This window comes from uncultured Oscillibacter sp., from assembly GCF_910579365.1.
Lineage (GTDB): Bacteria > Bacillota > Clostridia > Oscillospirales > Oscillospiraceae > Oscillibacter.
Genome location: NZ_CAJTUX010000070.1, coordinates 1 through 13010 on the forward strand (window position 1 = coordinate 1; position 13010 = coordinate 13010).

A 13010-nucleotide genomic window follows, 5' to 3' on the forward strand; every position below is an offset into this window, starting at 1 on the left:
GTTTATTTGGGATGGCCTAAATAGAAGTCAATAAAAACCAAGTCTGCCCAGCGGCGGTTTTGTTATTCAAAGCCGCCGTTTTTATATCCGCCGGCGGCAACAGGAGGACGCCGCCATGCGACTATGGAGAGATAGTCACTTGTCAAAAAATACCTGCCCCCGCAGCGATGCACTCCACCCAAGGTTGCGAAAATAGTCGTTTTCTGACAGCTCATAATGTTATCACTTGCACCCGAATGGCACCGCGCCTTTCGGGTGCTTTTCTATGTCCAGGCCAACGATACCAGCTCCGCTGCCGTTCCCCGCATTCCCCGTTCAGACCCCAAAAAATCTGAACGGAGGAAAGAACGATGGAAATCACCATCAAAATCAATGGGCGGTTCATGTCCGTTGAGGTCAGCCCGAAGTTGCTGACTATCTGGAACAGGCCAAACGGAACAATCGGAAGCTCTACCGGGAGCGTCAGCGGTATTGGGCCGGGCGCGAGTGCGACGAGTACATAATCAGCACCGAGGGCCGTTTGCCCTACTGTGCCACGCCGGAGGAATTGGTCTGCCAGCGGGAAACGCTGGATGAAATTCTGGCGTGCTGGCGCTCTGCACCGACACCCAGCGGGAGCGGTTCTTGCTCTATGGATTTCAGCTATGCGGAGATTGCCGAGATGTGCGGCTGCTCCAAAGTTTCCGTTTGCCAGAGCATCACGGGCGTCCGCAAAAAGTTTTTCAAATTCTTTGGAAAAACATACTAACGATTGACCCCCTAAGTGGCTACCAGGTGAGGGGCGTTAGCTCCATCACCGGGAGGGACAAGCAGTTTCGGCTGTTTGTCCCTCCCGCCATTTAGGAGGTCTTATGAAAATCATCAATTTGCGGTTCAACTACCCCCACTGTCAGCAGGACAAGCTGGTGAAGGTCAGCGAGGAGGTCTTTGATGTGCTGTGTCAGTCCGTCAGGGAAATGCGGAACCATGAGCGCCGCAAGCGGTATCACCGGGCCTACTACTCGCTGGATGCCTACGCCTGGACGGAGAACTATGCCCTGGAACACAGCCCGTCCCCAGAGCAGTTTGTCATGCTGGCCGAGGAACGGGCCGAGTGTAACCAGCTGGCTGCTGCCTTGCGGGAGGCCCTGACCTATGCTACTCCCACCCAAGCCCACCGCATCCGCGCCTACTACCTGGGCGGGCTGACCCAGCAGCAGATTGCAGACCGCGAGCGCGTCCACAACAGCAACGTGTGTCTCTCCATCCGCCGGGGGCTGTGCAATCTCCGCCGCTACTACGCAGACCACCACCTGGGGAAGTGAGGGCGGTATGGCGATCATCAATTTACGAAAGCACTATTACCCGCTCTACACTAAGGACACATTCGTGAAAGTGCCAGACGAGGTTGCCGCCGTCATGGAGGAATATCGGCTTTATGAAAACCGGCAGGAGGGCGGAAAAAAGTATTATCACGTTTATTCGATGGACTGTACCCCAGCTATTGAGAACCACGCTATGTTCCTGGTGCAGTCCCCGGAGGATTTGATAATCCGGGAGATTGACGAGGCCGCTGAAGAACTGCTGTTGGAGCATTTGGCGGAGGCTGTCACCCACCTGTCCCCCACCCAGGCGCGGCGGCTCTATGCCCGGTATGCCTTGAAGAAAAAATTCCGAGAGATTGCGGCGGACGAGGGCATCAGCGGAAGTTGCGCCTGTGACAGCGTGACCTGCGCGCTCAAAAAATTGCAGAAGATTTTTGCTCAAAATGGCTGGTTGGAAAAGGAGGATTGATATTCATGGACAAGACCCCAGAGGAACAGAAGATTGAAAAAGAAATCAGCCAATACCAAAACCGCCAGAAGATTTTGCTGAACAAAAAGCGCAGCGAGGAACACCGGGCCAGGACGCACCGGCTGATTGGCTGTGGGGCAATTTTGGAGGCCGTTTTCCCCGCTGTTGTCGGTATGGAGGGCGGGGAAGTCGAGGCATTTCTTATTGCCTTCTCCCGGCTGCCGGGGTCGGCGGAGTTGGCGGGAAAAGCGCCGAAACACGAGGTTTCGGAGTAATCCCCAGTCCGAATGGCGCACTTACTCATCACCCGCAAGCTGACGGTGGTATGGCCTGCGGCCATCGTGCGCCCTCTAGGGGCGGCTCCGCCGGGGTCCGTCCATACCAGCAGACGCCAACGGCGGCTTGTGCATCGGACGCAGACGCGCCGTTCATCGGGGGCTTGGGGGCCTTCGGCCACCGACAAGCGGCACAGGGTATATACCTGTGCATTGCCACCATTTTGACTGCGCCCGCTGGATACACACTTGACTTTTTCCCGAACCAATCATATAATAGCCTTGTTATTATTGCGCCTTACGATGGAAGGCCTCAAAACAAGAAAGGGGTATTTGCTATGAAAAAGGCGGAGTTTTGGAAAGGATTTGGCGTTGGCTTTACGGTACTATTGTTACTCATGTGCCTATGTATGACTGCCTTTGCGTCTTCCAAACGGACTATTGATGTAGAGGATGGTATTGGCATCTCTATCAATGGGGCAACCTTTATCCCGAGGGATGCCGCCGGGAATCAAGTTTCGGTCTTCATCTACAATGGAACTACCTATGCTCCTGTCCGCACTATTGGAGAAGCTATGGGGCTGGATGTCAAGTTTGACTCGGCCAATCGAATGGTTCAGCTTACCACACAGGATCGTTTGCTTGCTCAAAGTGGGGCGTCTGGCTCCTATATAAGTGCTGATCGGGCCAAAGAAATTGCCTTGGCGGACGCTGGCCTAAAAGAAGGAAATGCTGTGTTCCTGAAGGTCAAATTGGAGCGAGATGACGGACGGTATCAATATGATGTAGAATTTTATAGTGGCACGACAGAATATGACTATGAGATTGATGCCATTACAGGGAAGGTTCTCAGTGCAGGTCGGGAATTAGACGATTTTATTGTTCCCGTAGGCACCTCTGGCGGTTCCGCTGGCAACGGAACAATTTCTGCGGATCGAGCCAAGGAGATCGCCTTGGCAGATGCCGGAATCAAAGTGAACGATGCGGTTTTCAAAAAGGTCAAATTAGACCGGGACGATGGTCGGCTGGAATACGAAGTGGAGTTTTATGCTGGCTCTATGGAGTATGAGTATGAAATCAATGCCGAGACAGGGAGCATCATCAGCCGAGATATAGAATCGCACAACTGAACATCCGTGCTTGCAGGGGCAGTGCTTTATAGGCACTGCCCCTTTTCGGTGAAATCCCCCTTGACAAATGTTCTCTTGGTTGAAAATGGAATTGCTCTCGCCTTGCAGCTCGTTCTCATGGGATAACCTTGGATAAAGGGCGGTAATGAGTATTTGGGCGCAGCCGCCCCATAGTCGGCATTTTTAGAGCTGATATGTTTGAACGTTGCCAACGGCTTCACCTACTTTCTGCAAGACTTCAAACTTCAAGGCGGCAAGTTCCGCTGTGGCGGCTCGTACCTCTTGGGAGAGGGTGCTATAAGGTGTGCCGTACTCGTTCAGACAGCGGGCAATCTGGTTCAGGTTGCCGCCGATTTTCCCGTACTCGGCTGTGATATGCCATAATACCTTGTGACGAGTTCAGTTGCCCGATAAAATTCACGAACAGGGACACGATCAACTGGGCTTTTCGTGGAAAGAATAGGACAATAGGACTGGAACACAAGGAGGTTCATTATGGCAGAATTAACCTATACGAGAGTAGGCGACTACTACATCCCCGATCTGATACTTGACGAGGAACCGGAGCAGGATGTATTCTATGGCAAGTACGGCGATCTTCGGCGCGACTACCTCCGGGAGCATAAGCCCAAGTTGTGGATGGTGCTGGTGAACAGCGGCAAGCCGGCTGACCACCTGAAGGGTGTTGAGCGGATGGCAGAGCAACGCATGAACACGCTCCTGCCCCAATTTATGAAAGCTGCTGGTGTAACAGAGGAATTGAAAGCGCGTGACCAGATAACGTGGTTGGGGCTAATAAATAACTGCAAGGCCAGAGTTGAGGAAATCATTTTTTCGGAACTGATTTACTGTTAATTGCTAAAGCGACCAGTGGGAAAAGTCCGTCTGGTCGCTTTGCTATGTGTGGCGGCACATAGTTACGTCTTCTTATCATCGCAGTTTTATCGCTTGTGTTCTTGTAAGAATAGAATTATAATGTTTGGTAGAAAAAGGGGTGATTTCTTTGGCAAACATTCTGATCGTCGAAGATGAAAAGGCTATGCAGGACATTATTGTGGACTATATGAGAAAAGGCGGACATACCTGTTTTACCGCTGGAGATGGCATAGATGCCCTTGTCATGCTGAAGAATCATCCTATGGAGCTGATGATTCTGGATGTGATGATGCCCCACCTGGACGGCTTCTCTGTTTGCAAGATGGCGCGGGAAATGAGCAATATGCCCATTATCATGCTGACCGCCAAAAGTGCGGAGGACGATAAACTGAAAGGCTATGACTACGGCGCGGACGACTATATGACAAAGCCATTCAGTCCCAAGGTGCTGCTGGCAAAGGTAAACGCCCTCCTTCGCCGTTCCTCCGTTGTGTCTGCTGGAGCGGTCAACGCCGGGAAAATTATGTTACAGACTGCGGCCCGCAAGGTTTATCTTGATGGCCAGGAGATCACTTTGACCCACAAGGAATATGAATTGCTCGCGTTTCTTATGGCAAACCCTGGACAGATTTTTAACCGGGAGCAGCTTCTAAACCGTATCTGGGGCTATGACTTCGAGGGGACGAGCCGCACCGTGGATACCCATATCAAGACCCTGCGGCAAAAGCTGGGGGATGAGGGCAGGCATATCGTCACGCTGATCCGCTCCGGCTATAAATTCGAGGTAACAATATGAAAGAGGCTTTTTCCCTCCGCACAGTGCGGAAAAAGATTGTGATGCTCTCCAAACTGGCGGGAATTGTGCTGATTTTCTCCTATATTCTGTCTACCCGTCTGCCTGTCAGCGAGGATGCTTCTTTCTTGATTTGGCTGGGTTTTCTTCTGCTGCTGGTTTTAGGGATAGACTTTTTTATGAGCCGCTTCATCACAAAGCCGATTTCAGAATTAAACGCTTCGGCAAAGCGCATGGCTGGGCTGGATTTTTCGGCCCCCTGTATTATTACTTCAACAGATGAATTCGGCGAGTTATCTGCCAGTCTGAACACGATGGCTGAAAATCTGCAACAGGCCCTTTCCCGTTTGGAGGACGCAAACACGCAGCTTGAGCAGGATGTAGAGAGAGAACGGCTTTTGCTGGCAGAGCGCAAGGAACTGGTGGACAGTCTATCCCATGAGATGAAAACCCCGTTGGGCATTATCCGAGCCTACGCCGAGGGCTTACAGGATGAACCAGACGAGGCCAAAAAGCAGAAATACTCCCATGTCATTGTCTCCGAAGTGGAGCGCATGAATGATCTGATCGTGACCCTGCTGGATTTGTCGGCGCTGGAGAGCGGGGCCGCTCAACTGAACGTTACCCGGTTTGATTTTGTGGAGCTGGTGGAAACGGTAGCTGGGCGGCTCCTGGTAGACATGCCTGATACGGACTTTGATTTACAATATGAACTTCCAGAGCAGAAAGTCTACGTGCAGACGGACATGAAGCGCATGGAGCAGGTTTTGGGCAATTTGATTGTCAACGCCAAGAAAAATGTATTCCCCGGTGGCATCCTGCGGCTGGAATTAACCGAGAACGGTGGGGACTTGCATTTTGCCATCTTCAATCAGGGCCGACCCATTCCAGCAGACAACCTTCCCAAAATCTGGACAAAATTCTATCGGGACAGCGGTGCGGAATACAGCGGCTCCGGGCTGGGGCTGTCTATCATGGCGCAAATCCTATCCATGCAGAAGCTGCCCTATGGCGCGGAAAATCTGGCGGACGGAGTGCGGTTCTATTTCTCTATCCCCGCTGCCGAATAATTTCACACGGATTTCACAGAGACCTCACACCAATTTCACACCGCCCATCTAAACTCTCCTTATCTCAAATAAGGAGGGTTTTCTTATGTTTTTAGGTTTAGCGTGGTACTGGTGGCTGGTAATTGTGGTGGTGCTGATCGTCTCCATCCCTTTCAAGGTCAAGTTTATGAAGTGGTGGAGCAAGCGCCAGCAGGGGAAGAACCAGCGCGGGAAGTGGGGTGACGATGAGTGATTGAGGTTAAGAACCTGACATTCTCCTACAGCAAGGATAAACAGGCCCTTCACGGTCTGGACTTCACCGTGGAGGACGGGGAAATCTTCGGCTTCCTGGGTCCAAACGGCTCCGGGAAGTCCACGACCCAGAAAATCCTGACCGGGATTCTGAGGGGCCACAGTGGGAAGGTTTCCCTGTTCGGGCAGGACATCTCCGCCGCCCACGGCCCGGAGTTTTTTCAGAAAATTGGTGTTCTCTTTGAGTTCCCCTACCTATACGCCAATTTGAGCGCTGTGGACAATCTGAACTACTTTGCCTCGTTCTATCCCAAGGAGCAGCGGCGGGAAGTGGGGGAGCTGCTGGAGACGCTGGAATTTAAGCCGGACTTTCTGAAAAAGCCGGTGTCCTCCTATTCCAAGGGTATGCGCCAGCGGGTAAGCATGGCGCGGGCATTGGTCAGCAATCCCAGGCTGCTGTTCCTGGACGAACCCACCAGCGGCCTTGACCCTTCCGGCGCGGTGCTGTTTCGCAGGATTATCGAGCAGGAGCGCAAAAAAGGGACAACAGTTTTTGTGACGACCCACAACATGATGGATGCTGATCTGCTGTGCGACCGGGTTGCATTCATCTCTAATGGGAACCTGGTGGCCCTGGACACGCCTAAGCGTCTGAAAGAGAAAAACAGCAATCACCGGGTCGTGATCGACTATCTGTATCAGGGACAACGGGAAACGAAAACCATAGAGGCCCAGGAACTGGAGGCGGGCATTCCTTTTGCCCATGATGAGATTGTCAGCATCCACTCCCAGGAGCCTACCCTGGAAGATATGTTCATCCAGTACACAGGGAGGGGGCTGTCCTGATGTGGAAAGGCTTTTGCGCCCTGTTCAAAAAGGACTGCCGGATGTTGGTATCAGGGAAGTTTTTCCTGATGGCGGTAGGTTTTCTGGCCCTCTATACGGCGTATGTGAACTTAGGGTATATCCGTTTCATGCAGATGCCGCCCTATAACGTATACCTGTATGATCCAGCGGGGACACAGACAGAGGTATCGTCCCTGGTTCATGCCGTTGCACCCCTGGAAGCTATGGACGAGGCGCTGCTTGCCGACGCCAACGGCGTAGGGCTGGATGCCAGCGCCGAGACTGTGCGTGTGGTACTTTACGCCGGAGCGGAACACGTTGACCGCCACCGGGCGGACTACGCGCTGTCCCTGCTGCGGCCCTCCACCGGCAGCGCCCCGGAGATCATCGGGACAAACACGCCGGAACAAAAGGCGCGGAAAGAGATCACCTGTGAACTGCTGTTTTTTGAACTGGCCGCTGTGGGATTCTTGGGAATCGCCGCTGTGCTGTTCAAGGAAAAGGGGATGGGGGTAATTCGTGTCCACGCTACTCTCCCGTTGCGGAAAAACCTGTTTCTCCTGTCCAAGCTGGCGGTGTTCCTGATCTCCGATCTTGTCTTTGCGGTACTGCTCACCCTGTTGAACGTAGGGCTTGCCGACGGAGCGGCGCTGCTGCCCGCTGTCCTGCTCCAAACTGCCATCCTTTCCCTGATGATGGCTTTGGTGGGACTGCTCTGCGCCCTGCTGCTGAAAGATTTCCGGCAATTCACATTGGCCTACCTGATTATCGCCATTTTTGCAGCAACGCCAGTATTTTTGTCTGCCAATACATCGGTGAAATTTGAATGGATTGGCTACCACCCATTCTATCACGTCTATATGGGATTGAAAAGCGCGTACTTCGGAGCGGCAGTCTCGCCGGTCTACTATATCGGCTCTGCGTGTGCGATTGCGCTACTGTTCTTGGCTGTGCAGCTTGCGTTCCACCGGGAAATGGGAAAGGAGTGATGAGGTGTGAAAGGCTTGAAATATCAGCTAAAAAGCGTGTTAAAAGACAAGTTTTGCCTGATGACCTTCCTGCTACCCATCGTGGTTGCTGTAGCGCTGAACTTTATGGGTTCTATCGATCTATCCAGCCTGGGAGAACATCACTTCGGCGTATTGAAAAACGACCTGTCCCCGCAGACTGTCGCATGGCTGGAACGATATGGCCCGGTGACAGTTTATGAAACGCAGGAGGAACTGACCGCCGCCATCAATGAACCGTCCACCAATGTCATCGGCGTGAAAGCAGATGGAGCAAGTATCAAAACAGTGATTGCCGGGGATGAACTGGACATTTTCCGGCAGGCGGCAGTAACTCTCCCCGCTCTCTATGAACAGCGGGAGTGGGTCGAAAAAGTGGAGATCCAAACGTTGGAGCGGCCTGACATTCTGGAAAGTTTTCAAGACATTTTTATCCCCGCTGTACTGATTGTTGCCATGTTCATGGGCTGTACGTTTAACGCCATGAACATCATCTCCGAAAAAGAGGACGGTGTGGCATTTGTCAATGAAATCCTGCCCATGACGCCCAGCCAGTATATTTTACAGAAAGTTGTAGTGGGGTTCCTCTTTGGAAGTTTATCGTCCATCGTAACAGCGTATATCTGCTTCCGACTGTCCTGGCGGGATGTGGGGATCATGCTGGTGCTAATCCTTTTGTCATCCTTTGTGGCAGCACTAATCGGACTGTTCATCGGCAAGTTTTCCGAAAGCCTGATGGTAGGCGTGGTCTATATCAAAATCATCATGCTGCTGTTTATCGCTGTGCCGATTGTATGCGCCTTAATAGGCGTGAGCGGGCCAATAGCTGTGGTCTGCAATATCGTCCCGTCCCAGCCCGCCTTTGACGGTATCCTGGCTCTCTCCGCCGGGAGCATGGGGACGGCGATGAAGGATATTGGCATCCTCGCAATCCACTGTGTCGCATGGTTCGCACTATATGTTTTGATTTCCACCCAGCGTCAAAGACAAGTAATTCAATAATCTGAAAAATATCTGCCCAGCGGCAGAAAAGAAAAAACCGCTGCTGGGCAGGTGTTATACCCATGCCAAGGTATCATGCCTATGCGGCGGTTTTGAGAAATCAAAGCCGCCGTTTTTATGACCAGCAGGCGGCATATAGGAGGATGCCGCCATGCGGCTGCGATGGAAAAATCAGCTTGATATTCACTTGTCAAAAAAAGCCTGATCCCCGCAACGGCGTCTCCCGCCCACGCTTGCGAAAACCGTCACTTTCTGCCGGCTCATAATGTTGTTACCTGCACCCGAATGGCCTTGTGCCGTCCGGGTGCTTTTGTATTTCCAGGCCAATCACATCGGCCACGCTGCCGCTCCCCGCCCCTTTCGTTCAGACCCCAGCAAAAATCTGAACGAAAGGAAAATGCAAGATGGGAATTACCATCAAAAAGAATAGGCGCAATTTGTCCTATGATGATGCCACCACCCTTGACGAGCTTTGGGTGATAGCCAAGCAGTTTGACCGGAGCTTTTACCGCGAGTGGAAAGACCATTGGGACGAGCGCGGCTATGACGAGTACATAGTTGTCACCGAGGGCCACTTGCCCCACTGTGAAACGCCGGAGCAATATGTTTGCCGCATGGAAACCCGTCAGGAAATTCTTGCGGTGCTGGCCCTCTGCACCGAGAAGCAGCGGGAGCGTTTTTTGCCTCATGCGCTGTACGATCTCAGCTATGAGGAAGTTGGAAAAATCTGTGGATGCTCCGATGTTGCGGTTCTCAAAAGCATCTCGGCTGTCCGGAAAAAATTTTTGAAATTTTTCGGATAAGTGGGTTAGTGAATAGCTGTTCAAAACGGCTATAAGGTGAGGGGCGATATGCTCCATCACCGGAAGGGACAAGCTGCTGCGGCGGCTTGTCCCTTCTGACATTTGAAGGAGGTCTTTATGACAAAATGGGCAAATCATTAGAGGTCCAAAAGGCGGAGGCGGAGAAGGAAGTCCGCCAGTTGGAGAACCAGCAGAAGATACTTCTGAACCGAATCCGCAAGGAAGAACGCCACGCCCGGAACCAGCGTCTGATTGTGCATGGTGCAATTATGGAGGGTGTGTTTCCCTTCACTGCCAGCATGGAGGGCGAAGCAATCAAGGCGTTTTTAATCGCCCTTTCCCGCCTGCCGGGAGCATCGGAGGCAGCGGATTTAGCACAGAAAACCAGTGCCGCAAACTAAAGTCCGTTTCTTACGGCGCACTTATACACCGTGTCCGGTGCCGTGCGCCCTGCCGGGGGCTGTTGCGTCCTTGCGGACGCGATGGGGGCTACCGCCCCCAACCCCCTGATTTACCAGCAGGAAGGAGGAAAACCGCATAGCAATTTTTCACTGTCCCATTCAAATCATCAAGCGGAGCGTGGGCCGTTCGGCTGTTGCTGCTGCCGTCTACCGGAGCGGCGAACGGTTGACAAACGAGTGGGACGGCAAAACCCACGACTACACCCACAAGGGCGGCATTGTCCATACGGAGATCATGCTGCCCGCCCACGCCCCGCCGGAGTTTTCAGACCGCTCCACGCTCTGGAACTCCGTGGAGCGGATCGAGAAAGCCAGCGATGCCCAGCTTGCCCGTGAAATCGAGGTTGCCCTTCCCGTGGAATTGTCCAGAGCGGAGCAGTTGGCCCTTGTCCGATCATTCGTCAAAGACAATTTTGTTGACGCTGGGATGTGCGCCGATTTTGCACTCCACGACAAGGGTGACGGCAACCCCCACGCCCATATCCTGCTGACTATTCGACCGCTGAAACCGGACGGACGCTGGGGGCCGAAGTGCCGCAAGGTTTACGACCTGGACAGCCAGGGCAACCGTATCCCGGACGGCAAAGGCGGCTGGAAGAATCACCGGGAGGACACCACCGACTGGAACAACCGTGAGAACGCCGAGAAGTGGAGGGCGGCGTGGGCCGCTTATGCGAACCGGGCTTTAGAAGCTGCTGGCAGACCGGAGCGGATAGATCACCGCAGCTATGAGCGGCAGGGTATTGATAAAATTCCCTCCATCCACATGGGCGTTGCCGCCAGCCAGATGGAGCGCAAGGGCATCCAGACGGAGAAGGGAAACATCAACCGTCAGATTGCCGCAGATAACAAATTGCTGAAGGAACTCAAAGCCCGCATTACCCGGATTTACAACTGGACGAAGGAGCAGGCCCAGGCCGAACAGCCCCAGGAAAGCGGCAGTCTTGTAGCCCGGCTCTATGAAGCCCAGGCGGAGGTCAACAGGAACAAAGCCCGCTACCGTTCCGGCAGGATTAAGGCCCTCCAGGAGAACGCGAAGCTGCTGACATTTTTGCAGGGCAACGGTATCACGTCCATGCAGGAACTTTATGAAAAGGTTACTGCCATGAACAAGGATTATTATGATCTCCGTGGTCAGATTGTCAAGGCGGAGCGCCGTCTTGCTGTGCTGGATGAACGGCTGGAAATGTGGGCTCAATACGACAGGTGCAAGGCCGTTCGTCAGAAGTTGGACAAGGTGAAGCCCCGCAAGCGTGAACAGTACCAGCAGGAACATAGGGACGAGTTGGCTGACTTTGAAGCTGCGGAACATTTTCTGAAAGATTTGAAAACGTCCGGCGAGGCGATCACGCCCAAGGCATGGCGGGCCGAGGCCGCAAAACTAACCATGCAAAAGGACGCTGATTATCAAAAAATGCGGGCCATGCGAGATGAAATCAAGGCCGTTGAAAATCTGCGGAAAGCCGCTGACCGGCTGGCCCGTGAGGGCCAGCACCAGCAGAGGGAAACTGAACGTTGACACATCAATTTTACGAAAGGATTTTGCAATTATGGATATGAACCCGTGGGAGCGCCGCCAAAAGATTTTGGGGGTCTTGTGTCTCCGGCGGCACGATACTTACGGCAATCTGGCGCATGAGTTTAACGTCAGCACCGGGACAATCCGCCGCGACATTGTGGTGCTGACCTGCTCCTATCCGATTGAAACGGTGAAGGGCGGTCACGGCGGTGTCAGAGTTGCCGAGTGGTTCCACCTGGACCGCCGTTCGCTGAACTCTGCGGAAATCACTTTTCTCCGCAGGCTGGGGGAATCCCTGGACGGCCCCGACCTGGAAATGCTCAACCGGATAATCGCCACATTTTCACATTGAGGGCAATTGTCATGCGAATGAAAATCAGCGAAATCAAAATCAATCCGGGGCGGCGGGATACTCAGCAGCGGAACGTGGAGGAACTGGCCCGGAGCATCACTGCCGTGGGCCTGATGAACCCCATCACCGTCACCCAGGACAACACGCTTATTGCTGGCCTGCATCGCCTGGAGGCGGTGAAGCTGCTGGGCTGGACGGAGATCGAGTGCGTTGTCAGTGAGGCGGACGGACTGCAAGCGGAGTTGGCCGAGATTGACGAGAACTTTGTTCGGGCTGGGCTGTCCCACCGAGAGCTGGGTGATCTGCTCTTGCGTCGGAAGGAACTCTATGAGGCCATCCACCCGGAAACCCGCCAGGGACAGCGGAACGGGCAGACGGCTAAAAACGCAAGTTTTTCGCTTTTAGAAACGAAGTCATTTGCCCAGGACACCGCTGACAAGCTGGGCGTGAGCAAACGCACCGTTGAGCAGCTTGTCCAGACTGCCGCCAATTTGACCCCGGAGGCCAAGAAAACCATCCGGGATGCTGGCGATAAGATTAGCAAAGGGGCCGCGCTGAAAATTTCCAAACTGCCCCCTGACCAGCAGGAGGAAGCCGCTGCCGTTCTGACCATAGCGCCGCCCACACCGAAGCGGCGGCAGGGGATGATGGACAGCGAAGCGGCGTTGAGCGAGTTCAAGACTCTCTGCTCTCGCTATGTTTCCGGCATTGAATCCCTCCATCACCGGGCGGACATTTTCGCCGGGATGACAATTTCCTAATTTGACGCATTGGGCGATAGTGCCTATTCTGTCACGACCGCAATCAAAGGATTTTTCGAGAAAGTGCATGAAATCCGACACGAAATGGAGAAGGAACATGAAAACTGACTA

The 13010-nt window shown here is 53.3% G+C and carries 17 protein-coding genes and 1 pseudogene; 16 read left to right on the plus strand and 2 right to left on the minus strand.

What is annotated here, in order from left to right; all coding sequences use genetic code 11:
- The first annotated feature begins 851 nt into the window (after positions 1-851).
- The 4 genes from QZ329_RS12795 (at position 852) to QZ329_RS12810 (ending at position 3178) form a co-directional block, all read left to right on the plus strand.
- Positions 852-1304 carry an RNA polymerase subunit sigma-24 gene (locus QZ329_RS12795; RefSeq protein ID WP_295753212.1) on the plus strand — a complete coding sequence of 151 codons (453 nt, stop codon included), beginning with the start codon at positions 852-854 and terminating at the stop codon, positions 1302-1304.
- Positions 1305-1311: 7 nt separating this feature from the next.
- Entirely contained in the window at positions 1312-1773 is a 462-nt protein-coding gene (locus tag QZ329_RS12800) for a sigma-70 family RNA polymerase sigma factor (protein WP_295753214.1), read from the plus strand.
- A 5-nt stretch (positions 1774-1778) separates the two neighbouring features.
- Entirely contained in the window at positions 1779-2048 is a 270-nt protein-coding gene (locus tag QZ329_RS12805; protein WP_295753215.1) for a DUF3847 domain-containing protein, read from the plus strand.
- Between the two features lie 338 nt (positions 2049-2386).
- Positions 2387-3178 (plus strand): PepSY domain-containing protein, encoded by a 792-nt coding sequence (locus tag QZ329_RS12810; protein ID WP_295753217.1) that lies wholly within the window; start codon positions 2387-2389, stop codon positions 3176-3178.
- Positions 3179-3361: 183 nt separating this feature from the next.
- On the opposite strand, the pseudogene mobC reads toward QZ329_RS12810, so the two are convergent.
- Positions 3362-3553 (minus strand): annotated as a pseudogene (gene mobC / locus QZ329_RS12815) (plasmid mobilization relaxosome protein MobC); the annotation flags it as partial.
- 120 nt (positions 3554-3673) lie between these two features.
- Here mobC and QZ329_RS12820 point away from each other — a divergent pair.
- The 7 genes from QZ329_RS12820 to QZ329_RS12850 all read left to right on the plus strand — a co-directional run bounded on the left by QZ329_RS12820 (position 3674) and on the right by QZ329_RS12850 (position 9003).
- Positions 3674-4033, plus strand: coding sequence for a TnpV protein (locus QZ329_RS12820; RefSeq protein WP_295753219.1), 360 nt, complete (start codon positions 3674-3676; stop codon positions 4031-4033).
- A gap of 139 nt (positions 4034-4172) precedes the next feature.
- Positions 4173-4850 carry a response regulator transcription factor gene (locus tag QZ329_RS12825; RefSeq protein WP_365352070.1) on the plus strand — a complete coding sequence of 226 codons (678 nt, stop codon included), beginning with the start codon at positions 4173-4175 and terminating at the stop codon, positions 4848-4850.
- Positions 4847-5917 (plus strand): HAMP domain-containing sensor histidine kinase, encoded by a 1071-nt coding sequence (locus QZ329_RS12830; RefSeq protein WP_295753223.1) that lies wholly within the window; start codon positions 4847-4849, stop codon positions 5915-5917. Before QZ329_RS12825 ends, QZ329_RS12830 begins: the two co-directional genes overlap by 4 nt.
- A gap of 85 nt (positions 5918-6002) precedes the next feature.
- Positions 6003-6149: a hypothetical protein gene (locus tag QZ329_RS12835; RefSeq protein ID WP_295753224.1), complete on the plus strand. Its 147-nt coding sequence runs from the start codon at positions 6003-6005 to the stop codon at positions 6147-6149.
- The gene (locus tag QZ329_RS12840) at positions 6146-6994 is read left to right on the plus strand and encodes an ABC transporter ATP-binding protein (protein WP_295753226.1); all 849 of its coding nucleotides are present in this window, start codon (positions 6146-6148) and stop codon (positions 6992-6994) included. Before QZ329_RS12835 ends, QZ329_RS12840 begins: the two co-directional genes overlap by 4 nt.
- Positions 6994-7983: an ABC transporter permease gene (locus tag QZ329_RS12845; protein WP_295753228.1), complete on the plus strand. Its 990-nt coding sequence runs from the start codon at positions 6994-6996 to the stop codon at positions 7981-7983. The genes QZ329_RS12840 and QZ329_RS12845 overlap by 1 nt, the downstream gene beginning before the upstream one ends.
- A 6-nt stretch (positions 7984-7989) precedes the next feature.
- Positions 7990-9003, plus strand: a complete 1014-nt coding sequence (locus tag QZ329_RS12850; protein WP_295753230.1) for an ABC transporter permease — start codon at positions 7990-7992, stop codon at positions 9001-9003.
- On the opposite strand, the gene QZ329_RS12855 is transcribed toward QZ329_RS12850, so the two are convergent.
- Positions 8997-9197: a hypothetical protein gene (locus QZ329_RS12855; RefSeq protein ID WP_295753232.1), complete on the minus strand. Its 201-nt coding sequence runs from the start codon at positions 9195-9197 to the stop codon at positions 8997-8999. The two genes, QZ329_RS12850 and QZ329_RS12855, sit on opposite strands and share 7 nt — an antisense overlap.
- Before the next feature lie 210 nt (positions 9198-9407).
- Between QZ329_RS12855 and QZ329_RS12860 the strand changes: the two genes are divergently transcribed.
- The 5 genes from QZ329_RS12860 to QZ329_RS12880 all read left to right on the plus strand — a co-directional run bounded on the left by QZ329_RS12860 (position 9408) and on the right by QZ329_RS12880 (position 12899).
- On the plus strand, positions 9408-9806 hold the full coding sequence (locus QZ329_RS12860) for a sigma factor-like helix-turn-helix DNA-binding protein (RefSeq protein ID WP_295753235.1): 399 nt from the start codon (positions 9408-9410) through the stop codon (positions 9804-9806).
- Between the two features lie 125 nt (positions 9807-9931).
- Complete coding sequence (locus QZ329_RS12865; RefSeq protein ID WP_295753238.1) at positions 9932-10207, plus strand: DUF3847 domain-containing protein; 276 nt, start codon at positions 9932-9934, stop codon at positions 10205-10207.
- A 142-nt stretch (positions 10208-10349) separates the two neighbouring features.
- Positions 10350-11786, plus strand: coding sequence for a MobQ family relaxase (gene mobQ, locus QZ329_RS12870; RefSeq protein WP_365352079.1), 1437 nt, complete (start codon positions 10350-10352; stop codon positions 11784-11786).
- A 31-nt stretch (positions 11787-11817) separates the two neighbouring features.
- Positions 11818-12138, plus strand: coding sequence for a DeoR family transcriptional regulator (locus QZ329_RS12875; protein WP_295753241.1), 321 nt, complete (start codon positions 11818-11820; stop codon positions 12136-12138).
- Positions 12139-12149: 11 nt separating this feature from the next.
- Positions 12150-12899: a ParB N-terminal domain-containing protein gene (locus QZ329_RS12880; RefSeq protein WP_295753244.1), complete on the plus strand. Its 750-nt coding sequence runs from the start codon at positions 12150-12152 to the stop codon at positions 12897-12899.
- Positions 12900-13010 lie beyond the last annotated feature (111 nt).